Below are 26,351 nucleotides of genomic sequence, written 5' to 3' on the forward strand. Positions count from 1 at the left end.
CAATGACCCCCTTGAGTTGTCAAACATATCGTTCAACTGAGCGGATTCTTCCTTTGTTGACAAGGAATCCACGCTGGTTATCATCCTTAATTCTCCTGTGATATGAAGGCACGGGAAGGATGATGACCGTTTGCCGGAGGTCAACGCTCACGACAGTTCTCATCTCGAATCGACCATGTGTAAAACATCATCGCTGGAACGCAATATCAGGACCGGATCATCTCCTCAGCAATGCCTTTATGCATCCTCTTCCCAAAAGAAAATATATGAAAACAACAGACCATCTCAAAAAAGTTCTCCTTTTGTCTCTCCTTGCAACATTCCCACCCCTCTCCACCGACATGTACCTTCCCGCCCTGCCCTTTCTGCAAAAAATCTGGCAGCAGCCCATGTCGACCATGAACCTCACGTTGGTGGTTTTCTTCGTTAGCTATTGCTTGACTCTTGTCATGTACGGCCCTCTCTCCGACAGGTTCGGTCGTCGCAAACCCCTGTTGCTCGGTATCGCAATCTATATCCTCGCAAGCCTGTTTTGTGCTTTTTCCGGGAATATATACAGTCTGATCATATTCAGAATATTGCAGGCGGCCGGAGCGTCATCGGCATCGGTGATCTCCATGGCAATTACAAAAGACCTTTATGAAGGATACGAGCGTCAGAGATTACTGGGATACATGGGAGTCATCATGGCTCTGGCCCCCATGCTGGCTCCTGTTTTGGGAGCATGGATCATGACATATTTTTCCTGGCCGTGGATCTTTATCTGTCAGGGAGCCATCGGTTTTGTGGCATGGGCCGGGGTCTTTTTCATGGAAGAGCCCCTCAAGGAACTGTCCGTCAGTGGCGTACGAGCCACCGCAGGGATGTATCTGCAGCTTCTGCATAATAAAAGCTATCTTGGCATGGTTGTACTTTTTTCTCTCATTGTTTTCCCTCACTTCTCCTTCATTGGATCCGCCGCCGACATTTACATCAATACCTTTGGTACTTCAGAGCAGGTGTTTGGCTACTTCTTTGCTTTCAATGCGTTTTCAATCATGGCCGGTTCATTTGCCTTTACTCGTCTGCATAAACGCATTGAGAGCAGAAAACTGCTGACCATAAGCTTTGCAGGGATTCTACTGGGAGGCTTGCTCATGCGCTCCGCTCTCTTTTCCGGTCCCTGGACCCTGGCTCTACCCATGGCCCTTGTATCCTTCTTCTTTGGTTGCAGTCGCCCCCCCAGCAACAACCTGATTCTCGAACAAGTGGACCATGGCGCCGGAACCGCCTCCTCTTTCATGATTCTCGTCTACTTCATGATCGGGGCATTCTCCATGTGGTTCATTGCTCTTGACTGGATAAACAAAGTCCATGTGATTTCCCTTCTTGCCATTTTCAGTGGAGGGATAGTCCTGAGTTTCTGGCTCCTCGTGTCCACAAGGAGCCACCCTGACACGAACCCAACGAAAAGCGGACGAGAAAACCGGTGAAGTTACCGAGCAAATCGTCAGCCCTAACGCTCCCGGAGTATCGTGCATGAACCGCTCTGAATCACAAAAACGCCCCCCAAAGGAACGCCAAAGTCTTTATCTGTGGGGCAAACGCTATCCGATGCATATGGATGAAACAGGCAGGGTCCTGCATGTGGAGAGGGGACATTCCATCCTCACGTTGGAGCTTCCACCGGATGCACCGATTCCCAAACCAGAGGAAGGGTTGGACGCCTGGTATCGGGAGGAACTCAGGAACCGGGCCATGGGGTTGATCCCGAAATGGGAGAAAATTATCGGCGTGAAGGTGAAGCGGCTGGTCATCACAGCAATGGAAAAGCAGCGAAGCAGCAAACCCGAATCCGGTACCATTCGGCTGAACACGGATCTGGCCAAAAACCCTCTGGACTGTCTGGAATATGCCCTGGTTCGCGAGATGGTCCGGCTGCTGGAACCGATACGCAGCGTCTGTTTCGAGGAACTGATGGACAGGTTCATGCCCGGATGGAGAGCGCATCGTGACCGGCTGAACACATTGCCCGTGGGGCACGAGATGGGGCATGAGAGGAATTTGTACAAAAAAGCACAAAGTCGTTGACACCCGACCCGAAACGTGTTTGCCAGCAGGCATCACGAACCCATGTTGTGTATGAAAATATATTTAAGGAGGATGCGGACATGCTGGTACCGTCTGTTTTTGCCATGGCCCTTGTGGTCACCTACTCAGCCATTGTCTGGGCGTTCAGCCCCAACGGGGACGTCTTTTTTTAGCCCATTGCAGGCTGCTGTTTCTTTTTGCGACAAGGGCCCGGTGCGGATTTTCTGCGCCGGGCCCTTGTCCTTTGCATGATCTCCCGAAGGATTATCAGAAGGTGCATTTTCTGCCTCCCCCGGCAGGTCGGGAATCCCGTAGCCCAGGGCCATACATCCCATGATAACGAGTACCGCGATACACACCATGCGCATGTCCATTCCTTCATCCTGATTGTTGAGGAGAAAAGGCGGATATGGAATCCCCCCTCCATTCCCAAAATAGCGACATTGAAAATACAATGGTAACACACGGGCAACCCGTTCGTCACCGGGGTTGGTTTACATGGAATGAATTCCACGTAACAAACCAATTTCCGGAGGACATGTATGAAACCCGCGCTCAAGCACGATCTTCACGTTCATTCCAGACACTCTTCCCGCCCCTCCCAATGGTTGCTGCAGAAAATCGGATGTCCGGAAAGCTTCACCGATCCCCTGGCCCTTTACCAACGAGCCCGGGAGCGGGGCATGGATCTGGTGACCATAACAGATCACAATTCCATTGCCGGATGCCTGGAAATCGCCCACCTGCCCCATACTTTCATCAGTGAGGAGATCACCACCTATTTGCCCGACGACAAGTGCAAACTGCACATTCTGGCCTATGACATATCCCAGGAAGATCATCGGGAGTTCCAGAGATTGCGGTCCAATGTCTTTGATCTGGTGGCCTATCTTCGGGCCCAGTCCATTGTCCATGTGCTGGCGCACCCCCTGTTTGCAGTCAACGAACGGCTGACTGTCGAACATGTGGAACAATGTCTGATCCTGTTCAACCTTTTTGAACTGAACGGATGTCGGGACCGGACCCAGAACCGTTCCATACAGGCCATTCTGGCCGCCCTGACCAAGGAGGGATTCTACGATCTTGTTCAGAAACACGCTCTGCCCCCGTGGGGCAAAACACCGTGGATCAAGGGACTGACAGCGGGATCGGACGACCACTCCTGCCTGAACATCGCCAGCATGTACACAAGGGTGGAAGACGTCACGGACGTACACGGCTTTCTTCAAAAAATCGCGGACAAAAAAGGATGCCCCCAGGGAGAGCCGGCCACTCCGGAAACCATGGCCCGCAAATCAGTGTTCCTGCGCTTCGTGCACGGGTGCCTGGCCCCCCAAGGCAACGGCACGACATCGCTCATGGAACGCGTGCACCGGTTGTTCGCTTCTTCCACAACACGCATGACCACCCGGCTGCTGGACTCGAAAACCGTACAGGATTATCTCCTGCGCGAGGCCAGCGCGATTGTCATGAACCACAGGGAATTCCTGGATGTGGCCGAAGGGTGCCCCAAAGACCAGAAAGATCTCGACAGGATCTGGGCGACCTTTGTGAACAGGGGAGCGGACAACATGATCCCGGGAAAAACCGGGCTCGTGTGTACGGCCGGGGATGCCGACGAGCTCTGCCAGGCCATGATCCGGCTGGCCAATGATCCCCATCTTCTCAAAACCATGGGCGCACAGGCCAGGGAATACATTCAGACCCGGGATTTTGACGCCGCCTTTTTGGACATGTGGGAGATGTTCAAGAAAGGGGTGCGGGGTAGCGCGGCCTGATGAACAGCCTGCACCCGGATGCTTCAAAACAAAACGCCCCGGAACCGATCGGTTCCGGGGCGTTTTGCGTGGCTGGCATGTTTACGCTCAGAACGTTTCCACCAGGTTCATTTTGGCAGGAACGCGCTGGACCGTGCGGTGATACTTTACGGCAGGCCGACCAAAAACCATGCAATAGCCGATCTTGTGGGCCTTGGGTACACCGAGCCGTTCGGCCAGATCAGGAAAGAATTCGGCCAGACACCAGGTGAGCATGCCGTCCCATACCGCACCAACGCCCATAGTCTGCGCCATGAGCTCGAAATGGGTCAGGGCGATGACGCAATCGACCATGGGAACGGCGATCTTGCCCGGTGCGCTGGCAATGAGAATATGCGGAGCTCCACGCAGGATGACGTCCGCGCCGTGTTCGGTGTACGCCCCATAAGCCATGCGCATGTACTTGTGGGCCAATGTATCCTGTTGGGGATCCAACTCGGGAAGCATCTTGCCCAACCGGGCATAGATCTCCTTGCCCAGGGCCTCGGTGGCCTCCCGGGTCATGGTGGCGGTAAAGAGCACGCCCTGGGCGTTGGTGCCGGTGGGCGCGTGCCAGGCGATCTCCAGAAGCTTTTTGATGGTTGCCGCTTCCAGAGACTGTTTCCTGTAGTGCCGCACGGACCGACGCCCCTTGATGAGGGTCTCCAGAGAATGTGCCGTGGGCATCTCGTACTGCAGGTCCATGCTCTCATCCGGATCAACTCCCAGGATGGAAATGGCCCCGGTGGGACATACGGCCAGACAATGCTGGCAGCCGATACACTTCTTTTCATCGGGGATGACAGGCAATGCGCCCTTTTCCATGACAATACATCCGGCCGGACAATCGGCCACGCAATGGCCGCATGCGATGCAGCGGTCTTCATGTACTTTGAAATCAATCATAGTGTATCCTGTTGCTCATTCATATTAAAAATCCCGGCAGGCAGACCCGTGTCTGCCCGTCATGATCCCGGGTTCATCTGTCAGCCTTTATCGAAAATTTCGGACCCAAGTCGGTTGCCAACACGCTGACGAGCTATACCACCAGTACCTGCTTGCCCACCATGGCCCCGCTTTCCTGCCTGATGTGCATGGCCCGAATGTTCTCCACGGTCAGCCCGGTCAGGGTCTCGCTGAGGGTGGAAACAAGGGTGCCGTCCTCGAGCAGTCCGGACACCCGGGTCAGCAGTTTGCCCTGCTCAGCCATGTCCGGAGTCTGGAACATGGAACGGGTGTACATGAATTCCCAGACCAGGGTAACGCTCTTCATCTTGAACACCGTGAGATCCAGGGGATGTTCAGGATCATCGATAAAAACCACTTTTCCCTGCGGCCGGATGCTGTCAGCCATGGCCTGCCAATGACGCTCCAGGTGGGTCGTGCAAAAAATCGCGTCCACCTGCCCGGCTCCGGCAGCCGCCAGTTCCTCGGCCAGATTCTTGCGATGATTGACGATACCGTCAGCACCGAGTTTCTTGCACCATGCGGCCGTTTCCGGGCGAGAGGCAGTGGCATAGACCGTCAGTCCGGCCCAATGCGCGAGCTGGGTGGCAATGGAACCCACGCCTCCGGCCCCGCCGATGATCATGATGCTTTGTCCCCTGTTGGCCCCAGGTTCGGGTACGAATTGCAGACGTTCGAAAAGGGCTTCCCAGGCAGTGATGGACGTAAGGGGCATGGCTGCAACCTGTGCGTCTGAAAGGGAAGCCGGAGCCTTGGCAACAATACGTTCGTCCACAAGATGGTATTCAGTGTTCGTGCCGGGGCGGGTGAGATCGCCAGCATAGAAGACACGATCCCCTATGGCAAAACCCGCCACCTCGCTCCCCACGGCTTCCACAATGCCGCAAGCGTCCCAGCCCAGTACCCTTTCTCCTTCCATGCCTGTGCGGACCTTGGTATCCACCGGGTTCATACCCATGGCGTTGATGCCAACAAGTATATCCCGCCCCTGGGGCTCGGGAACGGGCTGATCCTGAAGAACAAATGCCCTGGGGCTGTCAGCAGCCTCTCCACATGTGGCTACGATCATTTTCATGGTCGTTCCTTGCGTTGTACGCGGATTAAGGGTGTTTTTGAAATCATTATTGCGTACCACCATACACATGAAATCCCGTTTTGCAAAAGGCCCCACAGATCGTCCCTATCAAAAGCAAGAGGCGAACACTCAAATCCGTCTCAGATTGCCGTCACATGTTCGGACTCTGGGTATAAAAAGAGAAACTTGAGCACCGCCAAGACCGCCCGTTTCACATGGTTTCCGATACCTCGATGGCCTCCACCGGACAGACCTGGATGCAGCTGCCGCATTCATCACACCACTCACCCTGTACGCGAAAGACATTCCCGTCCTCTTCAATGGCCTTGAAGGTACAGGTCTCGAAGCATGCACCGCAGCCGATACATGCGGTTGGATCGATGTGCACCCCTGCCTCACTCACGCTTTCCCCTCCAAAAGCAAAGCGGGTTCGCAACAATTTGTGGTCGCGATTCTCCATCTCAAAATCGTAATCAAATATTTCGCCTTTGCCCTTGAAAATACAAAAAAGACGCATGGCCGGATAACGTTCGGCGTCTTCTAGTGCGTACTGATGGGGTTCACTGCCTGCCTGGGCCTTTTTCCTGACTTCCTCGTCAGTAACTTCACGCGCCTCGCCCGTAAGTCGTAGAAAAAAGCCAGGTTCCAAGTAGGGCTGCCCATCCTTGTTCTTTCCTTCTTTGCGGCCGGAAGGATAGATGCCGCACAGGGCCACCTGGGGATTGGCTTTGAGCTGGCGGTAGAACGGCTTCACGTTCATGGTCAGAAAATAGATCCCCTCGTCATCACCACCGCACACGCTGATAATCCGGCTGTGCATGGTGTCCCCGTCAAGGGTGGTGAAGGTGGGGCAGCCGATCTTGGCAATGGCTTCATGAATCTCTGCAAGTGGTATTGATTGCATACTCATCTCTGGCTTATTGTTGATCCTACACTGAAAACACAACACCGGACAAAACCCAATTTTCAAGGCACTCCCTGCCGGGGATATAGTTCTTTTGGCCATGGGCTGCCCATAAATCAAGGGAGCCAAGACGCCCAAGCAACGTGACCATGCTCCCTGCCGATCAGACTAAAACCGAGAAAGCCCTTTCCATAGTGAAAAGGGCTTTCTCGGTTTTTTGTCTCAATTCAATACGAAGGAACCGAATCTACTCCCCGCACCCGCAGTCACCGCAGCAGCTGGAACAGCCTCCGCTGGAGCACGAGGATGCCTGCTGGGTTGCCGATTCATTGGAAATACCCACCACCTCGATGGCAAAGGTCAGGGACTTGCCAGCCAGGGGGTGATTGAGATCCAGGGTCACCTTTTCGTCGTCCACATGGGTGATGAGCGCCGGCATCTGCTGGCCTTCGGACGTGGACACACCGATGGTCTGGCCCACCTGCGGATCCATGTCTTCAGGGATCTGCTCGGCCGGGAAATCCATGATCCGTTCTTCCATGTGTTCGCCATAGGCTTCGTCAGGGGCCAGGGTGAAGGTCTTCTTCTCCCCCAACTCCATTCCCACCAAAGCGGCCTCGAATCCGGGAATCATCTGGCCTGCACCCATGGCCACTTCCAGCGGTGCTCTTCCCTTGCTGGTGTCGAACACCTGCCCGTCTTCGAGTGTTCCCGTGTACTCCACCTGCACGAACAAACCGTTTTCTACCTTTTGCATACGTCTCCCTTTCTGACTGCTTGCGATGAACCGAACATGACGACCCGCTCAAGAAAGGGGACGGTTCGGGAACACCGAGTGTTCATGAGTACGGGTTCCCTATTCCCCCGTTTCGGCATGACGCCGTCTTCGGGGAATAACAAACCATAAGCCCCGTAACCGGAATCGGTTTCGAAGCGCCGAATGCACAAATTACGAACGAATCGGAAAGTGTCAACCCGTTCGGATCAAAAACAGTCCATCCAGGGACATCATCCTCGATAAAAATGCGTGATCACATATTCCAGATACCGGGACTTGACCTGTTTCAAAGCCATGACCTGCTTGACCCCGGGCAGCTTGAGCACCACCCCGAGGACCGCTGCCAGGGCGCGATGGCTCCAGAGGACCTGATTGTCAAAGATCAAATTCTGGAGCTGGCCACGCTCAATGGCCATGACCACGCACCGGTGGGTCGAGTTAAGGGGAGTGATAACCCGTTTTTCCCGGGATCGCATGGTAATGGCCTGCTCGGGACAATTCCTGGCACAAACGCCGCACCCCAGGCAGATATCCGCATGCACATGAGTCTTCTTGCGTTTGGGATTGTTGGGATCATTGGCCGAAACCAACCCCATGGCCTCAACCGGACAGGCAATCACACATTGGCCGCAGGTGGTACAACGATCATAATCAATAACAGGCATGAAATTGGTCGTGTGAATGGGATGGAGCAGACCAAACCGCTTGGCAGCCAAAAGGGCTTCACAGCAACATCCGCAGCAATTGCAAATAAAATTAACGCCTTGCCTGCAATTCTCCCCAAACTGAACCAGATTGTGCTCATAGGCCTGATCCAGAAGATCAAGCCCCTCGGCCACATCCACAGACCGGGCAAAACCGTGCTTGATGAGTGAACCCGCTGTAGCGTTAAAGGTCATGCAGATGTCCAGGGGGGCGTCACAGGCACGGTCCATGTGCTGCATCTTGGACCGGCAATAACAGGTTGATACCCCCATTTGCGGAGAGGTCCGGATAACTTCGGAAGCCCGCTCGTAATCCAGGACATGGCTATCATCCTCCTTGGCCAGGACGGACTCATTCACAAAGACCCTGCCAAGCTGGGTTTCCCCCTTGACGAACAGGTTCTTGATGAAATCCTCTTCCTCATTGCAATACTGGTAGAACAACTGGGCCAGCAAATGCTGGTCAATATCCCCACGGGTGCGCATCATGGAGAATTCGAAAAAACCAGCCATGGGCGGTGGAAGGACATACACGGACTTGCCGTTCTCGTCTTCGATATCCACCAGCAGGGCCCGACCGGCAAGCTCGTCCAGAATGTTTTGGGTCTCGGCCAATGGCTTTTGCCAGACCTGGGCGGCCCGGTGAACATCAAAAGGCTTGATGGGCAGCTTGGCCACCAGTTCGGCCTCCTTTTCCGAAAACAGAATATTCAGGATCTTGTACAGCAAGGGTGAAGGAGGCGCCCCCTGGGGAAAACGATTAATGCGGTCCACAAGACTATCATAGCCAGGTCGTAGAGTTTGATGTGCCATGCTGCAGAGCCCCTTTTTTGTATGACATTTTTTTCATGAAATGCGTTGACTTATACAAAATTCCATGTATGTTTTCAAGCATTGTTAGTAAACGTTTCACAGTGTGACACTACCGTATACCATCATGATCACCATTCCCATCAACAATCCCCTGCGCATTTCCGTCCCGCGCATTGAAGGGTGCTGGCTGCAAACCGATGCCCAGGGTCTCAACCTGAACCTCAATTTTCCAGGAACCACCCTGGAAGAAATGCACGCCTTCACCCAGGGTGTCCGATCCGTCGGACTGTTTGCCGCCGACACCTGCCCGCCCATCCCCTTTCTCATCCTCACCTTCAACGACAAAGTCTTTGGCCCGGTTGAAGGGAGCTTTGATGCCCGTTCCCAGTACGGAGAATATCTCAAGCATTTCATGAATCTTCCCCTCCCCGTACGCATGGGTATCTTTCTGTCGGACATGGGCCGAATCAAGGGCATATGCCATGTGCCCCTGCCCCCCAAGGTGACATTGGCCTTGAGAACGATCATCCGACGTCAGCTTGAGACCGAGTACACGACCATGGACTTCGCCCGGGTCAAACTCAATGTGCAGACGGCCTACACCACCAGACAGCTTCTCGAAAACGCTGCCTATATTGACGAATAATCAACGGGCACACCAGCACACATACGAATCCGGGCCACCTTCTTGCGAAAGTGGCCCGGATTTTTGTATGGACTTCACCGCGTGCCCCAGGCGGATGAACCGGCGTGCAACGCGGCATGCTCCAGGATGTATCACGTCGGACTACTCGGTTCTCTCGGTCACCTCGATAAGGTGAAACCCGAACTGGGTCTGCACGGGTCCGTGAACAACTCCCACATCGCCGGTAAAAACCACCTCTTCGAATTCCGGAACCATTTCTTCCTTGCCAAAGGTACCCAGATCGCCACCCCGCCTGCCCGACGGACACGTGGAATGGGCTGCAGCCACTTCGGCAAAATCCTGACCGTTCATAATATCCTGTTTGAGTTGTTCACAGGTTTCACGCGTGGGCACGAGGATGTGCCTGGCCCTTGCTCTCATCATGGGTCTACTCCCTGTTGCTGGATGCTGGTTGCTGATTTCGTGGGGCCTGATTCGATCCTGAGGCCGAACCGGAACCTTCTTTTCTGGCGGCCGGGCGCTTTTTTCTGGGGCGACGCCGCGGACGCTTGCGGGATTCGGACTTCACCGGATCCTTGCCCTTTTTCCCGGTATCCGCAGGTACTGCAACGGGCTTGGACACGCAGCTCTGATAAAACTCATCCAGAAGCATGGCCATGAGGGGACGCAGTTCCTCGTCCTCTCCAAGGGCCTTGGCCAATGGACCGAACCGTTCCTGGCGTTCCTTCTGGAGCAGATCCCTGGTACGCATTTTGGCCTCAAGCAGGGCGATGGCCCGTTCGGACATGAGTTCCTGGACATCATCATCTCCGGGCAGATCCCGCTCCTCAATGGGAACGCCGAACTGCCTAGCAATGGATCGCATCTTGAGTTCCTCGATCACGTCCACCAGAATGATGGCCTGACCACTGGCACCGGCCCGGCCGGTTCGCCCGGCACGATGGATATACACTTCCGGATCTTCAGGGGGCTCGTACTGGATGACATGGGACAGCTCGGGAATGTCGATCCCCCGGGCAGCCACATCCGTGGCCACCAGAAAACGGAGGTCTCCCTTGCGCACCCGCCCCAGAACCCGATCCCGGGCTCCCTGGGAAAGATCGGAGCTGAGTTCGTCGGCGTCATAGCCGAATCGTTTCAGAACAACCGTGACATAATGCACGTTGGCTTTGGTGTTGCAAAAAATGATCGCCGAGGCCGGGTTTTCCATTTCCAGGATGCGGATGAGGGCCCTGTCCCGCTTCATCCCCGGAACCTTGTAATAGACATGCTCGACTTCGGTGACGTGCATGTGGTCGCTGCTCAGACTGAGCACCTGGGGCTTGTGCAGGAACTCGCCTGCCAGGCGTTTGACATGGGGGGGGTAGGTGGCGGAAAAAAGCGCTGTCGTGATCTTTTTGCGGGGAAGATACCCCTGTACGGCCTTCATGTCCGGATAAAATCCCATGGAAAGCATCCGGTCGGCCTCGTCCAGAACCAGAAAGGACAGGTGGTCCAGATTCAGGGCTCCCTTGAGAAGGTGGTCAAGGACCCTTCCCGGCGTACCGACCACGAACTGGGCCCCTGCACGCAAATCCGTCAACTGGGTCGTGTACGAAGCCCCACCGTACAACGAGGCTGTTTTGATCTTCCCGCCATGGCCAATGGCTTGAGCCTCGGCAATGACCTGGCGGGCCAATTCCCTGGTAGGAACAAGAACCAGGGCCTGACACCCGGGACGGGTGACATCAATCTTTTCAAACAGGGGCAGTACATAGGCCCCGGTCTTGCCGGTTCCAGTCCGGGACTGGACCATGACATCCCGACCGGAAATCAGATAGGGAAGAGTCCGGGCCTGGACAGGAGTCAGGGATGTCCACCCCATTCGGGCGCATGCTTCCTGGAGAAACTCCGGAAGATCGTTCAGACCGGCTTCCGGAATCCGGGGTGTTGCTGATTCCGGCTCGTCCGCTTGTGTTGTTTCGTTCATGTGTTCGTCGTGTTCCACGTATTTTTTCCTTATCAAAGTGACATCACCCGGGAACATGCTCCGGGCATGGTTGGATTATTATTTTCCAGAAGGATACAGACATGCTGCGTTCTCCACAATCAAGGGCCTACGGGTTCGGCCTGGCCTCGGTTCTTATCTGGTCCACAGTGGCCTCGGCCTTCAAGCTCACCTTACGGCACATGGATCATGTCCAGCTTCTGGCCTTTGCCTCCATGACTTCGGTGGGCGTACTCTTTGTCATGCTCGCCTTGCAGAAGAAGCTGCCCCTTCTTGCAACGCTTACCCCACGCGACATCCTTGTATCCCTGGGCATGGGCCTGCTCAATCCCCTGCTCTATTACCTGATCCTGTTCAAGGCCTATGAGCTGCTTCCGGCCCAGGAGGCCCAGGCCCTCAATTACACGTGGGCCATCACCATGACCCTGCTGTCCATTCCCCTTCTGGGACAACGGGTGGGCCTGCGCCAATGGATGGCCATCCTCATCAGCTATCTCGGGGTTCTGGTCATTGCCACCCACGGCCATGTGCTTGAACTCCGGTTCACCGATCCCCTGGGAACGGGATTGGCCCTTGGCAGCACCCTCATATGGGCCCTGTACTGGATTCTGAACACCCGTGACCGACTCGACCCCTGCGTCCGTCTGTTTGTGAACTTCTGCTTCGGGACCCTTTACATTCTGGTCCTGACCCCCATGACATCTGGTTTTGCCGTGGATTCACCGGCAGGCCTTGCAGGCGCCATCTATATCGGCGTCTTTGAAATGGGCATCACCTTTGTTCTCTGGCTCCTGGCCCTCAAGCACGCCACCAATGCGGGCAAAATCAGCCACCTCATCTATCTTTCCCCGGTCATCTCCCTGGGACTCATCAAGGTCCTGGTGGGCGAACCCATTCTCCCCTCCACCGTGGTCGGATTGGTGTTGATCCTCGGAGGCGTAGCCCTGCAGGGGAAAGCGACAACGACCTGAGGAAGCCGACTCATGCCAGGCTCCATGCTCCGAGATGCCCAAACGGTCAGCACGGGATTCTCGGAACATGCCTGCCATGAGCACGCCGGCCGTTTCTCCCCTATCCGGTTGTCTTGTGCAAAAGGGATCGGCCAGTCATCTCCGCAGGCTGCTTTATACCGAGCAAGCCAAGGAGCGTCGGGGCCACGTCGCATAACGCCCCGCCACTTCGCAGGGAATATTCCGTTGCCTCCGAACCCACCAGCACGCAGGGGACCGGATTGAGACTGTGAGAGGTCTTGGTCCCGCCGCCTGCGTCAAGCATGTCCTCGGCATTGCCGTGATCCGCTGTAATCAGACCCGTACCGCCAGTCTTGTCCAACGCCTTCAAAACCCGGCCCACGCATTGGTCCACGGCCTCACAGGCGGCAACAGCCGCCGGGATGACCCCCGTATGCCCCACCATATCCAGATTGGCGAAATTGCAGACAATGAGCCGATATTTTCTGCGATGAATCGCTTCACACAGGACATCGGTCACCGCGTTCACGCTCATTTCGGGTTTTTGATCATAGGTTGCCACTTCACGGGGTGAAGGCACGAGCAACCGCTCCTCGCCTTCAAAAGGCTCTTCACGGCCGCCGTTGAAAAAATAGGTTACATGGGCGTATTTCTCGGTTTCAGCAACCCGAAACTGGCTGGCCCCGTTGCTGGCCACCACCTCGCCCAGGATATTGGTCATGCTGACAGGTGGAAAGGCCGCCGGAAGTCCGAAATGATGGTCATATTGCGTCATGGTGGCCATGGCGCAAAGACGGGGGATCTTTGTGCGCGTAAATTCCTTGAAATGCGGATCAAACAGGGCCTGGGTCAGCTGCCTGGCCCGATCCGCCCGAAAATTGAAGAAAAAGACCGCATCCCCGTCTTGGATCGTTCCCACGGGGCCACCAGGTGTCCGAATCACCTGCGGCTTGACGAACTCGTCGTTATCCCCCTGATCATAGGCGGCCTGGATGGCAGCCAGAGGATCGTCGGCAGCAACGCCCTCGCCCTGGGTCATGGCGTCATACGCCAGTTTAATGCGATCCCACCGTTTGTCCCGATCCATGGCATAAAAACGTCCGCTGACCGTGGCAATGCGGCCCACACCCAGGGCGTCCATATCTGCCATCAATTTGCGGACATAAGCAAGCCCGCCCTTGGGAGGGGTATCCCGCCCATCCAGAAAAACATGGATCAGAACATCCTTGAAATGCTTCTCCTTGCACAGGGCCAAAAGGGCCGCAAGATGGGCCTGATCACTGTGCACGCCGCCATCCGAGACCAAGCCCATGAAATGAATGCGCCCCCCCCGCGCCCGGGCCGATTCAATAAGGTCCTCAAGCACCGAGTTGCTGCGCAGGGAACCATCCCGGACAGCCAGGTTGATGCGCATGATGTCCTGATACACGACCCGACCGGCCCCCAGATTGAGATGCCCCACCTCGGAATTGCCCATCTGCCCAGGGGGGAGGCCAACGGACTCGCCCATGCATTGAAGTTCCGTGTTCGGGCAGGTAGCAAGCAAAGCATCCAGATGCGGGGTTTTGGCCAGGGAAATGGCATTTCCCGGTCCGGGAGCACCCTTGCCCCATCCGTCCAGAATCAACAGGAGTACGGGATGATCAACCATCAGCTTCCTCTCCTGGAGTTACAGCAACCCGGGGCACATCCGCGAACAATCCTTCAAGGTTGTAAAGTTCCCTGACATCTTCCTGAAAAATGTGGACCACCACATCGTTGAAATCCACCAGAATCCATTGCCCGATGTCCATACCTTCGGATCCCATGGCCGGAGCACCGTGCTGCTTGCCCTGTTCCAGAAGCCACGCACCCAACGACTTGGCCTGACGTGCGCTGTTGGCCGTGGCAATGATCATTCCCTCGGTCACCGAGGAAAAATTCCGTACATCCAGGCCAACGACATCCCGGGCCTTTTTTTCATGAAGCCATGCGATGATTTGTTCCAAACGATCGTGTATAGAGGTACTGCTCTCTTCGGACATGCTTTCTCCTTAAGCGGGCCGCACGGGGCCCAAATGAAATCAGTAACGAAAACGGGATATCCCGACATGCGGAATCTGTCCCGCGCTGGTCGCTGCTGTCAACCAGATATGCATACGTCAAAGTTACCTGCAGAGCAAATCATTCTCCCGGCAAGCACCAATGATTCCGGGGCCCCATGGTTTCAGGCCCAAAAAACAGCTTGACACCGCGTCCGGACTTTGCAACATGTTTTCCCACCATGAACCAGACTTTCACCACTTTTTCCCTGTTTTATTTTTATTTTTTTACCTTTGCGCACAAAGGGGAATCCGTGGTGTCGGCCTAGGCACATACAATAGCAAATCAAGCAACCAAACCGCGGACAGCCTCATCTGACCGCGGTTTTTTTATTGTTTTCAGCCACCGGGGCGGAGCCTTTATTCAGCCGCCCCTTCATTCAAGATTCCAGGGAGACGGACCATGATGTACGATGTTGCACGCGAAACCATGCCGCGGGAAGAACTTGAAGCCTTGCAGACAAGTCGCCTTACCTATCTTGTGGACAAGCTGTACCACAACGTTCCCTTTTACCGGGAAAAATTCAGGGAACTGGGGGTGAGGCCCGAACAGATCAAATCCCTCAATGACCTCAAATACCTCCCGTTCACGGAAAAGCAGGACCTGCGCAACAACTACCCGTACGGCCTCTTTGCCACCCCCAAGGAGAACATCGTCCGCATCCATGCCTCTTCGGGAACAACAGGCAAGGCCACGGTAGTCGGATATACCCAGCGTGACGTGGAAACCTGGGCCAAGCTCATGGCCCGTTGCCTCATGGCCACGGGCGGCTCCCGCCGGGATATGGTCCATAACGCCTACGGATACGGACTGTTCACCGGCGGTCTCGGCATGCACTATGGTGCGGAAAAACTCGGGGCAACCATCATGCCCTTTTCCGGAGGCGGAACCAGGCGCCAGGTCATGCTCATGAAGGATTTCGGGTCGACCATTTTGTGCAGCACGCCGTCCTATGCCGTCAAATTGTATGAAACCATCATTGCCGCCGGCATGGCTCCCGAGGATCTCAAACTCAGAATAGGCGTCTTTGGTGCGGAGCCCTGGAGTGAAGGCATGCGCCAGGAAATCCAATCCAAACTGGGAGTCAAGGCCTTTGACATCTACGGCCTTTCGGAAATCATGGGCCCGGGCGTGGCCATTGAATGCGATACGGCCCAAAACGGTCTGCACATCTGGGAAGACCATTTCATTCCGGAAATCATTGATCCTGCCACAGGCGAGGTTCTACCCATGGGCGAAACCGGCGAGCTGGTCATCACCACCATCACCAAGGAGGGTATCCCCCTCATCCGCTACAGGACCCGGGACATCACGGCCCTGAATCCGGTTCCCTGCAAATGCGGCCGGACCCATGTACGCATGAGCAGGATCAAGGGGCGCAGTGACGACATGCTCATCATCCGCGGCGTCAATGTCTTCCCCACCCAGATCGAATCCATTCTTCTGGATACCCACGGCCTGACGTCCCACTATCAACTGATCATCCGCCGTGAAGGGGCCATGGATACCCTGGAGGCCCGGGTGGAAATCGACGAAAAACTCTTCTCTGACAAAATCAAACATTTACAGAAAATTGAAGCCAAGCTACAACGGGACATCAAGGAATTTCTGGGTGTCACCGCCAAGGTATCGCTGGTCGAGCCGCAAACCATTGAACGTTCCCAGGGCAAGGCCAAAAGGATCGTTGATCTGCGTTCGTAATCCAGTCAGGCGAGAGACGTCGGCCCCTTCGATCCAAACCGAACAACCTACGAGGGAATAGTCATGAAAGTCGAACAAATATCCGTATTCCTGGAAAACAGAGCCGGAAGACTGAGCGAGGTCACCCGGGTTCTGGCCGATTCCGGCATCAACATCAGGGCCCTGTCCCTGGCCGACACGTCGGATTTCGGCATCCTCAGGCTCATTGTCACCAATCACGAAAAGGCCAAGCAGGTTCTCAAGGAAAACGGCTTTACCGTAGGCCGGACCAATGTGGTGGCTGCAGAAATGGAAGACAAACCGGGTGGACTGCACCACATCCTGAACATCCTGGGCCAACAGGGGGTCAATGTGGAATACATGTACGCCTTTGTGCAGCAAAGCGGCAAGAACGCCGTGCTCATCTTCCGCTTTGATCGCACGGATCAGGCCATCGAGATTCTTCAGGACAACGGCGTCCGGATCCTGTCGGGCGAAGAAGTCTACAACATCTGATACACGGGGCAGGCTGCGGTAGCCCAGACAAAGGTACTGCAGCCTGCCGGAACAGCCTGTTTTCCGGAAATTTCACGCGGACACCCAAGCCACTTCAGGGCCACGGCCAGGCACCCATGTATTTCCTTGATCCGTCTTCGAAGACCTTGAGTTGCCCTTCTTCGTGACTTTCGCGTCCTTGCCCACCGCCCATGCAAACCTCTTTGCGCCCAGCATTACGGTGATTCCCGTACACACCTTCAGGAGATTTTCATGAGCCACATGTTACGCCTTTTTTGTCTCTGTCTTGTTCTTGTCGCAACCACGGCCTGCGGAACCAGCGACCAGGAATCCGCCTCCAGCACACAAGATACCTCCTCCAGTGAGGCAACCATTAAAATCGGGGCGGTACTGCGTCTTTCACGCGGGGCCTCGGACGGCCTGCCCGCCCGACACGGCATGGAAATCGCCGTGAACCAGATCAACGCGGCCGGCGGGATCAACGGCAAGCAACTGGAAATCATCTTTTATGACAGCAAGGACGACTCGACCACAGCCGTCAATGCCGTGCAAAAACTCATTTCCGTGGACAAGGTCCAGGCCATTATCGGTCCCATGATGAGCGGCAACGTCCTGGCTTCGGCCCCCCTGTGCAACCGCAACAAGGTGGTTATGATCACTCCGTCGGGGACTTCGCCCAAGATTTCCCAGGCTGGCCCCTATGTCTTTCGCCTGTGTACCCCCATTCATACCCAGGCAAAGGCGCTGGTTGCCAAAGCCGTGGCCCTGAGCGGCAAAAGCAATCCCAGCGCGGCCATCGTGTACAGCAATGATCCCTATGGCAAAGGCTGCAAGAACCTGTTCACCAGCTATCTTGGGGAACTGGGCATCATCCCGGTGGGCGTGGAGGCCTTTCAGCGCGGGGACAAGGATTTTCAGGCCCAGCTGACAAATATTGCAGGCAAAAATCCCGATCTCCTCTTTTTCCCCGGCTATCTCCAGGAAACAGCCCCCCTCATGAGCCAGGCCAGGCAGATGGGTCTTACGGGTCTCAGTGTGGGTGTATTCGGGGACATGGCCCCCCTGTACATCGAACTTGCGGGCAAGGCGGCCGAAGGCCATCTGAACGCCAGCGAATACGACGAAGCCAACCCCTCGGCAACCAACAAGAAATTCGTTGCCGCCTACAGGAAGATCCTGGCCGAAAATCCCCAGGCTTCCAACAACATCATGTTCGCCTCGCTGACGTATGACGCAGTCCAGCTCCTGGCAGATGCCTTTTCCCGGGGAGCCTTTACCGGGGAAGCCATCAGAAACCACCTGGCAACCGTAAACGCCTTTCCGGGCGTGACCGGCTCCCTGTCCTTTGATGCCAACGGCGATGTCCAGAAGGGAGATGTCTATCTCTTCCAGGTCAAACAAGGAACCTACCAAAGGATATGAAACACGACTGAAGGACGCAGGACCTGCAGGAATCATCCCGGATTGCATATTCTGCGTCCCGATGCCTTGAAAAAACCATGCTCACCCAACAAATCGTCAACGGTCTTGTCTCCGGTTCGGCCTATGCATTGGTGGCCCTTGGCTACACCCTCATCTACGGGGTGCTCGGTCTGATCAACCTGGCCCAGGGAGAATTGTACATGGCCGGAGCCTTTGGCCTGTGGGCCGGCATGGCCTGGCTCGGGCTGCCCTTTCCCGTGGCCGTACTCTTCGGCCTGCTCCTGACCGGGATCGTGGGCGTGTCCATGGATCGGTTCGTGTTCCGCCCCTTGCGCAACCGACACCCGCTCATTCCCATGCTCGCGGCCATTGGCCTGTCCATCATGCTCCAATCCCTGGCCCTGCTCTGTTTCGGTCCGGAAACCAAACCCTTTGCCCTGGAACTTCCGCCTGCCCATCTGAGCCTGGGGCCTGTGCGCATCTCCCTTATCCAGATCATGCTCATGGGAAGCGCCCTTGTGGTCATGATGGGACTCATCTGGTTTGTGCACTTCTCCAGAAACGGCAAGGCCCTGCAGGCCGTGGCCCTGTCACCGGAAGCGGCCAGAATCGTGGGGATCAAGCCGGATGCCTGCATCGGCATGGCCTTTTTTGCCAGCGCCCTCATGAGCGGGGCCGCCGGCATGATGATGGCCGCCTATTACAACGCCACCTATCCCTACATGGGCGTGCTTCCCGGACTGAAAGGATTCTGCGCGGCCGTTCTGGGCGGTGCCGGGTCCATTCCCGGAGCCATCCTGGGCGGCCTGCTCCTTGGTCTGGCGGAAAACCTGGGGGCAGCCTATGTTGCCTCGGGATTCAAGGACGCCTTTGCCTTTGGCATCCTCATCGTCATTTTGCTTGTCCGCCCCTCCGGTATCCTGGGCCGTCGAAAAAAATGAACCTGCCGGTCTTGCCCTTTGAACGGGAGATCTTTATGTGCAGGGTTTCGTGTTGGTTCACTCCCCATGTCGGACTTCCAGGATGAATGGGTAATTCATGCACCCCAAGCGATATTCGACTCCCATTGCATCAGCTCTCAGCCGTTTCTTCAAGGATCAAAACGGTTCGGACAACCTTTCCCTGGCCCGCCTCTGGGAGCAATGGGACACCCTTTTGGGTCCGGACATCACCGATCTGATCTGTCCATTGGGACACACCAGGGACACCCTGCTCCTGGGGGCCGAGGATGCCATTGTCATCCATGAATTCACCTATTTTTCCGACCAGATACTGGAACGGGTCAATGGTTTTCTGGGCCGAGAGGTTTTCAAGCACATTCACATAGAATTGCTCAGGGGACGAACCCCGTTAAACAAAAAATTGCTGACCGAATCAGGTTCCTACCCCCATCCAGACAAACCCGAAAATCTGGGTCAGCCAGGGGCCCTTCCTGACGACGGATCACCCGTTGCCAGGGCCTACAAAGCCTATGTCAGACATTTTCAGGACCAGTCCAAGTCTGAGTCTGCCCCTGACTCAACCACCAACAAGCCAACCCCATCATAAGATAAGGAGGATCTTTACATGAGTGACACATTCAATCCCGAAGCAGTACTGTCCGGACTCAAAAAGCCTCTGGACAAGATGACGGTCAAGGAACTCAAGGAACTGGCCATTTCCAGCTTTCCCCAGATTGTTGGTGCCTCGGGCAAACAAAAGGAAGAGCTGCTGGCAGAAATCAAACAGGCCCTGGGCATTGTCGAGGAAGAGGGGGGAGCTTCTCCGTATGCTCCGCAAATAAGATCTCTCAAAAAAACCATTGCCCAACTCAAGACCAGAAAGAACCAGATTCCCAAAAGCCAGCGCACGGAACGGGAAAAGCTGCGCAAACAGATCCACGAGCTGAAGAAAAAAACCCGCCGTCTGGCTGCTGTCTAAAAAATTTGCCCTCAATGAAAAAAACCTGTTGACAGCAGCATACTGTTTCCCTAAATAGGGCTCTCTCTTGCTGGGCGATCGTTCAACGGCAGGACAGCGGACTCTGACTCCGTCAATCAAGGTTCGAATCCTTGTCGCCCAGCCACAGGCTGTCCCCATCGTCTAGCCCGGTCCAGGACACCAGATTTTCATTCTGGGTACAGGGGTTCAAATCCCCTTGGGGACGCCAAACGGCACCAAGCCCCGTTCATCTTTTGATGAACGGGGCTTTTTTGCGTCAATGGACCTGGCTACATCCACTTCTTTGTCCATGCGTGCCGTGCAGGAACAGCAGTCACCAGCCACATCATCCCCGAACAACCCGGGCCCCAACCTCTCCCCTTTCCTCAACATGGCCATTGCCGCGGTTTCCCCCTGCCAGGAGAGATGTTCAACAGGATCACCACAAATACGTATTCTCCTGCCGACACCCTGATCCCCCTTTCCCCGTGCTCCACGCCCCCTTGTCCCGGGCCGCAACATGATTTTGTCACAAAAGATTACCCGGCTTGTCACATATCCGTAACACTCTTCACCTAGATAAGGTCCATCAAGCACGTGGACATCTCATCCAACCTTTCGGAGGTTACTCATGAAATCACGTTTCAAAGCTCTTGTTGCTGCTCTCTGCCTTTTTGTCGCCCTGCCCGCCTGGGCCGGGTCCGTTCAGATCAAGGGTTCAACCACGGTTCTGCCCATTGCCCAAAAATGCGCCGAAGCGTTCATGAAGATCAATCCGGACATTGCCGTGTCCATTTCCGGGGGTGGTTCCGGCAACGGCATCAAGGCCCTTATCGACGGGACCACAGACATTGCCGATGCCTCCCGCTTCATCAAAAACAAGGAAGTCAAGCGGGCCGTGGAAAACGGTCGCTATCCCGTGCCCTTTGCCGTTGGTTACGACTGCATCGTTCCTGTTGTGCACCCTTCCAATCCCGTGACCAACCTGACCCTGGATCAGCTCAAATCCATCTACAAGGGGGACATCACCAACTGGAAGCAAGTAGGCGGTCCCGATCAGAATATCGTGGTCATCTCCCGCGACACATCTTCAGGCACCTATGAAGTCTGGGAGAAAAAGGTCATGAACAAGGAGCGGGTTTCCAAACGCGCCCAGCTTCAGGCCTCCAATGGAGCTGTGGCCCAGACTGTTGCCAAAAACAAACGGGCCATCGGGTATGTGGGTTTTGGCTACCTGAACAGCGAAATCAAGGGATTGACCGTCAATGGGATTCAGGGAACCCCCTCTTCCACCTTGAGCGGCACCTACCCCATCTCCCGCGCCCTGTTCATGTTCACCCAGGGATGGCCCAAGGGTGACACGGCCAAATTCATCAACTTTGTGCTCAATCCCAAAACCGGTCAGCCCCTGGTCAAATCCGCCGGTTTTGTCCCCCTGTACTAGATGTTGCAGCCATGAATGCCCGGGCGGGCCATGGAGCCTGCCCGGTCTTCACGTTTTTGTGCTGATGCCGCACCCAGGTTTTCCTGTTTCGGGATCAAGGTAAAGAGGTCAAACCGGCAGGTAGCACATGGCTGCCATGGCAATGGGCACTATCCGGCAGGCCACAGGGGAGTGTTCACCCCTTCTTCAGCCATCCAAAACGTATCGAGGTGTCATGCAAACACCCAGAACCTTTCGCGAGACGTGCATCAAAACGTTTTTTCTGTTTACCGCATGCATCTCCATCCTGGTCCTAACCCTGATCATGGTCTTCCTGGTCATGGAAGGGCTGCCCCTTTTCAAAACGGTCCCAATAACGGACTTCCTGTTGGGGAGCGACTGGTATCCCACTGCGGATCCGCCTGATTTCGGCATCCTGCCGCTCATTGTCGCCTCCCTGAGCGTGACCGTTGTGTCCTCACTCATGGCCATTCCCCTTGGCGTCATGACCGCCATCTATCTGGCGGAAATCTGCTCCAGGCGCATGCGCAACATCCTCAAGCCCATTGTGGAACTTCTGGCGGCGTTGCCGTCGGTGGTCATCGGTTTCTTCGGCATGGTCATTGTCGCGCCCTTTTTGCAAAACTACCTGGATCTGGACACGGGTCTGAACCTGTTCAACGCATCACTCATGCTCGCCTTCATGTCCATTCCGACCATCTGCACCGTGTCCGAGGATGCCATCTACTCGGTGCCCGGCGAACTCAAGGAGGCCTCCCTGGGACTGGGAGCCACCCATTGGCAGACCATAGCCAAGGTGATCCTGCCGGCCTCCCTTTCGGGCATCAGCACGGCCGTGATCCTGGGCATGTCCAGAGCCATCGGCGAAACCATGGTGGTGCTGATGGTTGCAGGAGGAGCAGCCCTTATCCCCGTCTCCATCTTTGATCCGGTCCGGCCCATGCCCGCGTCCATTGCCGCGGAAATGGCCGAAGCCCCGTTTCAAAGCGACCATTATTACGCCCTGTTTGCCACGGGCATGGTCTTGTTCCTGGTGACCCTGATCTTCAACATGATCGCCGAACACATTGCTCACAAACACAAGCAAACCGGTGCGGCAACCCTCTAAAAAGGTGTACAAGGCATCATGAAGTATTCCACCAAACGCAGGATAATGCAGTCGGGAGTCTTCTCCCTGCTCCGTCTTTCCGTGGGCATCAATGGACTGGCCCTGGCCATTATCGTCTATTTTCTGATCATCAACGGAGCCCAGGTCATCACCTGGGATTTTCTGACCCAAAAGCCCTTTGATTCCATGACCCAAGGCGGGATCATGCCCTGTATTGTGGGGACAATCATCCTCAGCTTCGGAGCCATGGCCATTGCCTTCCCCCTGGGGGTCTGCTCAGCCATTTATCTTCACGAATACGCCCGTCCCGGCAAACTGCTTCGGTTCATCCGCTTTGCCATCAACAATCTGGCTGGTGTTCCCTCGGTGATCTTCGGCCTGTTCGGTCTGGCCTTTTTTGTCACCTGGATGGGTCTTGGCGTGAGCATCCTTTCGGGGATTCTGACCCTTGGTTTCCTGGTTCTCCCGGTGATCATCGGCACGGCCGAAGAGGCCTTGCGCTCGGTACCCCAGACCTATCGGGAAGCCTCCCTGGGACTGGGAGCCACCAAATGGCAGACCATTGCCCAGGTGGTTCTGCCGGCCGCCCTTCCGGGAATGCTCACGGGTTCGATCCTGGGACTCAGCCGGGCTGCCGGGGAAACAGCCGCCATCATGTTCACGGCAGCTGTTTATTTTTCGCCCAAGATGCCCACATCCATCTTTCACGATGTCATGGCCCTGCCCTATCACATTTACGTCCTGGCCACGGCGGGCACGGCCATCGACAAGACCAGACCCCTGCAGTACGGTACATCTCTCGTGCTCATCCTGCTGGTCTTTGGCATGAACCTCGTGGCCATCTGGTACAGGGCGAACATGCAGAAAAAAGCCAGATAACCGCAATGCACCCTCAACCCAAATCATTTGTCATGCGCATACTCATCGTGGAAGACGAACCCGATATTTTGAACCTTTTGGCATTCAATCTGGAACACTCCGGATTTGAAACCATCAAGGCCGTGGACGGGTATGAGGCACTGGAAAAAATCCGCAGGGATATTCCGGACCTGATCCTTCTTGATCTGATGCTCCCCAAACTCAACGGCTTTGAGGTCTGCAAAAAAATCCGGGAAAGCCCCGGACTCAAGCACATCCCCATCATCATGCTCACGGCCAAGGGGGAAGAAAGTGATACCATCACCGGACTTGAACTGGGAGCCGATGATTACGTGACCAAACCCTTCAGCCCCAAGGAACTGGTTCTGCGCATCAAGGCCATCCTCAGACGGGTCAAGCCGGCCCAGAAGATGGTTTCCCAATGGAAGAACAAGGGGGTGTACATCAACTTCGAGACCTACGAGTTCAGGATACATGGCGAGAAACAGGAACTCACGGCCACGGAATTCAAACTGATCAAGGAACTCATCCTCAACCAGGGCCGACCGCTCACCAGGGAGTATCTCCTGTCCAAGGTATGGGGATATGAATTCGAGGGATATGCGCGCACTGTGGACACCCACATACGCCGGTTGCGCAAAAAAATGGGGCCGTGTGCTCCCCTTCTGGAAACGGTTCGCGGCATTGGCTATCGGATGCAATAGCAGCACACGCCATGGCCTTCTCATCCACCCATGACCCGGTCTGTCAGGTACCTTATATCATGCAAAATCTTTCCTTTCGCGCCAAAATGCTTCTCGCCTTTGTGGTCATCCTCATTTGTGCGCTCATCGTACCCTCCCTCATCTACCGGCACAAAATGGTTGCAACCATCAGAGATGATGCCCTGACCACAGCAAAGGCCCAATTGAACACGGTTGCCTGGCTTCTGGCATCACATGACAGACCCTATACGGAACACGCTCTGGACCAGCGACTTGCAACCCTTAAAAAACACCTCGGGGTACGCATCACCGTGGTGGATATCAATGGAAACGTCGTGGCTGATTCCGATGTACCCCTGGACCAGGTTCACCATCTGGACAATCACGCCTCACGCCCGGAAATCGCCCAGGCCCAGGTCCAACCCATGGGCGTGAGCGTCCGTTTCAGCGCCACCCAGGAACGTGACCTCATCTACATTGCCCGGCAACTCACCCTGCCGGGTATGGGCTCGGGCATGGTCCGCATTGCCCTGCCCTATTCCCATGTACAGGAAATTCTCGACCATATGACCAGGAGCTTTTGGGGCCTCCTGGCTCTGACCCTGGGCATCTTTGCGCTTTTGACAACCCTTCTTGCCAACCAGATGACCAGGTCCATCAACAACCTGGTCTCCATGGCCATTTCCATTGGTGAGGGGAAATACTCCAACCGGATCCGCATAGCCCCTGGCAAAGAGTTTGCCCCGCTCTTAAAGGCCATCAATCACATGGCCCAAAAAATCCAAACCAATATCGAAACCATTACCTCCCAGAAAATGGAACTGGAGGCCATCCTCAACGGCATGAAAGAAGGGGTTGTCGCCCTGGATAGTGCGGGCAACATACTGGAATGGAATCGGAGTATGGAGACCATCTTTCCCCATATCCTCGGGAAAAAAGGACATCGTCTTATTGAGGCCATCCGCATCCCGGAACTGGAAACCACCTGTCAATCCGTCCTGCACAACAAGGTTTCCTCACCTCAAACGGTTTCATTGCAACTGACAACCCATGACAACCGAAGTTACGATGTGAACATTGTTCCCACGGGCAAGGAGGAACCCAAGGTCATCGTGGTTTTTCATGACATCACCGAAATCAACCGCCTTGAAATGATACGCAAGGATTTCGTGGCCAATGTGTCCCATGAATTGCGCACTCCCCTGACCTCCATCAAGGGCTATACCGAAACCCTGATGGATCTCCAAAAGGACCAGGATGAAAACGCCACCCGATTTTTGCGCATCATCCTCAAACATACCGATGCCATGGCCGGAATTTTGAATGATCTTCTCAACCTGGCCCGGCTGGAAAGTTCTTCCGACGGAAATGAAATCTCGGTCCAACCGGTTCAGGTCAAACCGGCCATGGCCATGGCCCAGAAAAGCCTCGCCCATCTGGTGGAATCCAAGAAGATCCACATCAAGGAAGATCTTTCCCCTGGCGACTGCACGGTTCTGGTCAACCCGGCCCACCTGGAACAGGTGTTCAAGAATCTTCTGGAAAACGCGGTCAAATACGCTCCCGAGATGACGGGTTCCATTTGCATACGCATCAGGGATTGCGGGGATGAATGTCTCTTTGAAATAGAAGATAACGGACCGGGCATTCCCCTCAAGGAACAGGACCGGATCTTTGAACGATTTTACCGGGTGGAAAAAGACCGCAACAGCAAAATCGCCGGGACAGGACTGGGACTGGCCATCTGCAAACACATTGTCCAGCAACATGGCGGCAGGATCTGGGTCACCAGTCCGTTGGAAACATCATCCGGCTCCCGGTTCTCGTTCACTCTGAAAAAGGTCTGACGCCCTTGCGCTGCCACCCTGCAATCACCCGGAAAATGA

25 protein-coding genes and 2 tRNA genes are annotated in these 26,351 nt (G+C 55.3%); 18 read left to right on the forward strand and 9 right to left on the reverse strand.

The window, feature by feature from the left end; all coding sequences use genetic code 11:
- The first annotated feature begins 266 nt into the window (after window positions 1-266).
- The 3 genes from DPF_RS00720 (at window position 267) to DPF_RS00730 (ending at window position 3,848) form a co-directional block, all read left to right on the forward strand.
- Entirely contained in the window at window positions 267-1,472 is a 1,206-nt protein-coding gene (locus DPF_RS00720) for a multidrug effflux MFS transporter (RefSeq protein ID WP_218069948.1), read from the forward strand.
- Between the two features lie 46 nt (window positions 1,473-1,518).
- Window positions 1,519-2,070 carry a YgjP-like metallopeptidase domain-containing protein gene (locus DPF_RS00725; RefSeq protein WP_069856941.1) on the forward strand — a complete coding sequence of 184 codons (552 nt, stop codon included), beginning with the start codon at window positions 1,519-1,521 and terminating at the stop codon, window positions 2,068-2,070.
- 542 nt (window positions 2,071-2,612) lie between these two features.
- Complete coding sequence (locus tag DPF_RS00730; protein WP_069856943.1) at window positions 2,613-3,848, forward strand: hypothetical protein; 1,236 nt, start codon at window positions 2,613-2,615, stop codon at window positions 3,846-3,848.
- A gap of 87 nt (window positions 3,849-3,935) precedes the next feature.
- Here the strand turns inward: DPF_RS00730 and DPF_RS00735 are convergent, their stop codons facing one another.
- The 5 genes from DPF_RS00735 to DPF_RS00755 form a co-directional block, all read right to left on the reverse strand.
- Entirely contained in the window at window positions 3,936-4,772 is an 837-nt protein-coding gene (locus DPF_RS00735; protein WP_069856945.1) for a nitroreductase family protein, read from the reverse strand.
- Between the two features lie 133 nt (window positions 4,773-4,905).
- Window positions 4,906-5,907, reverse strand: a complete 1,002-nt coding sequence (locus DPF_RS00740; protein ID WP_069856947.1) for a zinc-binding alcohol dehydrogenase family protein — start codon at window positions 5,905-5,907, stop codon at window positions 4,906-4,908.
- 211 nt (window positions 5,908-6,118) lie between these two features.
- Window positions 6,119-6,811 carry a 4Fe-4S binding protein gene (locus DPF_RS00745; RefSeq protein WP_069856949.1) on the reverse strand — a complete coding sequence of 231 codons (693 nt, stop codon included), beginning with the start codon at window positions 6,809-6,811 and terminating at the stop codon, window positions 6,119-6,121.
- Between the two features lie 247 nt (window positions 6,812-7,058).
- Window positions 7,059-7,568 carry an FKBP-type peptidyl-prolyl cis-trans isomerase gene (locus DPF_RS00750; RefSeq protein ID WP_069856952.1) on the reverse strand — a complete coding sequence of 170 codons (510 nt, stop codon included), beginning with the start codon at window positions 7,566-7,568 and terminating at the stop codon, window positions 7,059-7,061.
- Between the two features lie 251 nt (window positions 7,569-7,819).
- Window positions 7,820-9,106, reverse strand: coding sequence for a 4Fe-4S dicluster domain-containing protein (locus tag DPF_RS00755; RefSeq protein WP_069856954.1), 1,287 nt, complete (start codon window positions 9,104-9,106; stop codon window positions 7,820-7,822).
- A gap of 103 nt (window positions 9,107-9,209) precedes the next feature.
- Between DPF_RS00755 and DPF_RS00760 the strand changes: the two genes are divergently transcribed.
- The gene (locus DPF_RS00760; RefSeq protein ID WP_141721031.1) at window positions 9,210-9,752 is read left to right on the forward strand and encodes a hypothetical protein; all 543 of its coding nucleotides are present in this window, start codon (window positions 9,210-9,212) and stop codon (window positions 9,750-9,752) included.
- 141 nt (window positions 9,753-9,893) lie between these two features.
- On the opposite strand, the gene DPF_RS00765 is transcribed toward DPF_RS00760, so the two are convergent.
- Together DPF_RS00765 and DPF_RS00770 are read right to left on the reverse strand one after the other, a co-directional pair.
- On the reverse strand, window positions 9,894-10,175 hold the full coding sequence (locus DPF_RS00765) for a peptidylprolyl isomerase (RefSeq protein WP_069856959.1): 282 nt from the start codon (window positions 10,173-10,175) through the stop codon (window positions 9,894-9,896).
- A 4-nt stretch (window positions 10,176-10,179) separates the two neighbouring features.
- Window positions 10,180-11,721 (reverse strand): DEAD/DEAH box helicase, encoded by a 1,542-nt coding sequence (locus DPF_RS00770; RefSeq protein WP_231702101.1) that lies wholly within the window; start codon window positions 11,719-11,721, stop codon window positions 10,180-10,182.
- Window positions 11,722-11,822: 101 nt separating this feature from the next.
- On the opposite strand from DPF_RS00770, the gene DPF_RS00775 reads away from it, so the two are divergent.
- The gene (locus tag DPF_RS00775) at window positions 11,823-12,710 is read left to right on the forward strand and encodes a DMT family transporter (protein ID WP_069856967.1); all 888 of its coding nucleotides are present in this window, start codon (window positions 11,823-11,825) and stop codon (window positions 12,708-12,710) included.
- Window positions 12,711-12,810: 100 nt separating this feature from the next.
- Here DPF_RS00775 and gpmI read toward each other — a convergent pair whose 3' ends face one another.
- Window positions 12,811-14,361: a 2,3-bisphosphoglycerate-independent phosphoglycerate mutase gene (gpmI, locus tag DPF_RS00780; protein ID WP_069856968.1), complete on the reverse strand. Its 1,551-nt coding sequence runs from the start codon at window positions 14,359-14,361 to the stop codon at window positions 12,811-12,813.
- On the reverse strand, window positions 14,354-14,734 hold the full coding sequence (rsfS, locus tag DPF_RS00785) for a ribosome silencing factor (RefSeq protein WP_069856969.1): 381 nt from the start codon (window positions 14,732-14,734) through the stop codon (window positions 14,354-14,356). The genes gpmI and rsfS overlap by 8 nt, the downstream gene beginning before the upstream one ends.
- Before the next feature lie 460 nt (window positions 14,735-15,194).
- Here rsfS and DPF_RS00790 point away from each other — a divergent pair, with 460 nt between their 5' ends.
- From DPF_RS00790 to DPF_RS00855, 13 genes are all read left to right on the forward strand, one after another.
- The gene (locus DPF_RS00790) at window positions 15,195-16,493 is read left to right on the forward strand and encodes a phenylacetate--CoA ligase family protein (RefSeq protein WP_069856970.1); all 1,299 of its coding nucleotides are present in this window, start codon (window positions 15,195-15,197) and stop codon (window positions 16,491-16,493) included.
- 63 nt (window positions 16,494-16,556) lie between these two features.
- Window positions 16,557-16,988 carry an ACT domain-containing protein gene (locus DPF_RS00795; RefSeq protein WP_069856971.1) on the forward strand — a complete coding sequence of 144 codons (432 nt, stop codon included), beginning with the start codon at window positions 16,557-16,559 and terminating at the stop codon, window positions 16,986-16,988.
- A gap of 252 nt (window positions 16,989-17,240) precedes the next feature.
- Window positions 17,241-18,410 carry an ABC transporter substrate-binding protein gene (locus DPF_RS00805; RefSeq protein WP_088178293.1) on the forward strand — a complete coding sequence of 390 codons (1,170 nt, stop codon included), beginning with the start codon at window positions 17,241-17,243 and terminating at the stop codon, window positions 18,408-18,410.
- A gap of 77 nt (window positions 18,411-18,487) precedes the next feature.
- Entirely contained in the window at window positions 18,488-19,351 is an 864-nt protein-coding gene (locus DPF_RS00810) for a branched-chain amino acid ABC transporter permease (protein ID WP_069856973.1), read from the forward strand.
- A 97-nt stretch (window positions 19,352-19,448) separates the two neighbouring features.
- Window positions 19,449-19,958 (forward strand): DciA family protein, encoded by a 510-nt coding sequence (locus tag DPF_RS00815; protein WP_069856974.1) that lies wholly within the window; start codon window positions 19,449-19,451, stop codon window positions 19,956-19,958.
- A gap of 18 nt (window positions 19,959-19,976) precedes the next feature.
- Complete coding sequence (locus tag DPF_RS00820; RefSeq protein ID WP_069856975.1) at window positions 19,977-20,330, forward strand: hypothetical protein; 354 nt, start codon at window positions 19,977-19,979, stop codon at window positions 20,328-20,330.
- A 71-nt stretch (window positions 20,331-20,401) separates the two neighbouring features.
- Window positions 20,402-20,475: transfer RNA gene (locus DPF_RS00825), tRNA-Gln, on the forward strand.
- 6 nt (window positions 20,476-20,481) lie between these two features.
- A tRNA-Glu gene (locus DPF_RS00830) sits at window positions 20,482-20,559 on the forward strand.
- A gap of 402 nt (window positions 20,560-20,961) precedes the next feature.
- Window positions 20,962-21,774 (forward strand): phosphate ABC transporter substrate-binding protein, encoded by an 813-nt coding sequence (locus tag DPF_RS00835; protein ID WP_069856976.1) that lies wholly within the window; start codon window positions 20,962-20,964, stop codon window positions 21,772-21,774.
- A gap of 214 nt (window positions 21,775-21,988) precedes the next feature.
- On the forward strand, window positions 21,989-22,882 hold the full coding sequence (pstC, locus tag DPF_RS00840) for a phosphate ABC transporter permease subunit PstC (RefSeq protein WP_069857123.1): 894 nt from the start codon (window positions 21,989-21,991) through the stop codon (window positions 22,880-22,882).
- An 18-nt stretch (window positions 22,883-22,900) separates the two neighbouring features.
- Window positions 22,901-23,761, forward strand: coding sequence for a phosphate ABC transporter permease PstA (pstA, locus tag DPF_RS00845; RefSeq protein WP_069856977.1), 861 nt, complete (start codon window positions 22,901-22,903; stop codon window positions 23,759-23,761).
- A 32-nt stretch (window positions 23,762-23,793) separates the two neighbouring features.
- The gene (locus DPF_RS00850) at window positions 23,794-24,465 is read left to right on the forward strand and encodes a response regulator transcription factor (protein ID WP_069857124.1); all 672 of its coding nucleotides are present in this window, start codon (window positions 23,794-23,796) and stop codon (window positions 24,463-24,465) included.
- 59 nt (window positions 24,466-24,524) lie between these two features.
- Window positions 24,525-26,312, forward strand: coding sequence for a HAMP domain-containing sensor histidine kinase (locus DPF_RS00855; RefSeq protein WP_176724130.1), 1,788 nt, complete (start codon window positions 24,525-24,527; stop codon window positions 26,310-26,312).
- The last annotated feature ends 39 nt before the right edge of the window (window positions 26,313-26,351 follow it).

This window comes from Desulfoplanes formicivorans (assembly GCF_001748225.1).
In the GTDB taxonomy this organism is placed as follows: domain Bacteria; phylum Desulfobacterota; class Desulfovibrionia; order Desulfovibrionales; family Desulfomicrobiaceae; genus Desulfoplanes; species Desulfoplanes formicivorans.

Excerpts from the sequence above, each read along its gene's own strand:
- DPF_RS00720 (WP_218069948.1), top strand. The coding sequence starts at position 267 with ATGAAAACAACAGACCATCTCAAAAAAGTTCTCCTTTTGTCTCTCCTT.
- DPF_RS00725 (WP_069856941.1), top strand. The coding sequence starts at position 1,519 with ATGAACCGCTCTGAATCACAAAAACGCCCCCCAAAGGAACGCCAAAGT.
- DPF_RS00730 (WP_069856943.1), top strand. The coding sequence starts at position 2,613 with ATGAAACCCGCGCTCAAGCACGATCTTCACGTTCATTCCAGACACTCT.
- DPF_RS00735 (WP_069856945.1), bottom strand. The coding sequence starts at position 4,772 with ATGATTGATTTCAAAGTACATGAAGACCGCTGCATCGCATGCGGCCAT.
- DPF_RS00740 (WP_069856947.1), bottom strand. The coding sequence starts at position 5,907 with ATGAAAATGATCGTAGCCACATGTGGAGAGGCTGCTGACAGCCCCAGG.
- DPF_RS00745 (WP_069856949.1), bottom strand. The coding sequence starts at position 6,811 with ATGCAATCAATACCACTTGCAGAGATTCATGAAGCCATTGCCAAGATC.
- DPF_RS00750 (WP_069856952.1), bottom strand. The coding sequence starts at position 7,568 with ATGCAAAAGGTAGAAAACGGTTTGTTCGTGCAGGTGGAGTACACGGGA.
- DPF_RS00755 (WP_069856954.1), bottom strand. The coding sequence starts at position 9,106 with ATGGCACATCAAACTCTACGACCTGGCTATGATAGTCTTGTGGACCGC.
- DPF_RS00765 (WP_069856959.1), bottom strand. The coding sequence starts at position 10,175 with ATGATGAGAGCAAGGGCCAGGCACATCCTCGTGCCCACGCGTGAAACC.
- DPF_RS00770 (WP_231702101.1), bottom strand. The coding sequence starts at position 11,721 with ATGAACGAAACAACACAAGCGGACGAGCCGGAATCAGCAACACCCCGG.
- DPF_RS00775 (WP_069856967.1), top strand. The coding sequence starts at position 11,823 with ATGCTGCGTTCTCCACAATCAAGGGCCTACGGGTTCGGCCTGGCCTCG.
- gpmI (WP_069856968.1), bottom strand. The coding sequence starts at position 14,361 with ATGGTTGATCATCCCGTACTCCTGTTGATTCTGGACGGATGGGGCAAG.
- rsfS (WP_069856969.1), bottom strand. The coding sequence starts at position 14,734 with ATGTCCGAAGAGAGCAGTACCTCTATACACGATCGTTTGGAACAAATC.
- DPF_RS00790 (WP_069856970.1), top strand. The coding sequence starts at position 15,195 with ATGATGTACGATGTTGCACGCGAAACCATGCCGCGGGAAGAACTTGAA.
- DPF_RS00795 (WP_069856971.1), top strand. The coding sequence starts at position 16,557 with ATGAAAGTCGAACAAATATCCGTATTCCTGGAAAACAGAGCCGGAAGA.
- DPF_RS00805 (WP_088178293.1), top strand. The coding sequence starts at position 17,241 with ATGAGCCACATGTTACGCCTTTTTTGTCTCTGTCTTGTTCTTGTCGCA.
- DPF_RS00810 (WP_069856973.1), top strand. The coding sequence starts at position 18,488 with ATGCTCACCCAACAAATCGTCAACGGTCTTGTCTCCGGTTCGGCCTAT.
- DPF_RS00815 (WP_069856974.1), top strand. The coding sequence starts at position 19,449 with ATGCACCCCAAGCGATATTCGACTCCCATTGCATCAGCTCTCAGCCGT.
- DPF_RS00820 (WP_069856975.1), top strand. The coding sequence starts at position 19,977 with ATGAGTGACACATTCAATCCCGAAGCAGTACTGTCCGGACTCAAAAAG.
- DPF_RS00835 (WP_069856976.1), top strand. The coding sequence starts at position 20,962 with ATGAAATCACGTTTCAAAGCTCTTGTTGCTGCTCTCTGCCTTTTTGTC.
- pstC (WP_069857123.1), top strand. The coding sequence starts at position 21,989 with ATGCAAACACCCAGAACCTTTCGCGAGACGTGCATCAAAACGTTTTTT.
- pstA (WP_069856977.1), top strand. The coding sequence starts at position 22,901 with ATGAAGTATTCCACCAAACGCAGGATAATGCAGTCGGGAGTCTTCTCC.
- DPF_RS00850 (WP_069857124.1), top strand. The coding sequence starts at position 23,794 with ATGCGCATACTCATCGTGGAAGACGAACCCGATATTTTGAACCTTTTG.
- DPF_RS00855 (WP_176724130.1), top strand. The coding sequence starts at position 24,525 with ATGCAAAATCTTTCCTTTCGCGCCAAAATGCTTCTCGCCTTTGTGGTC.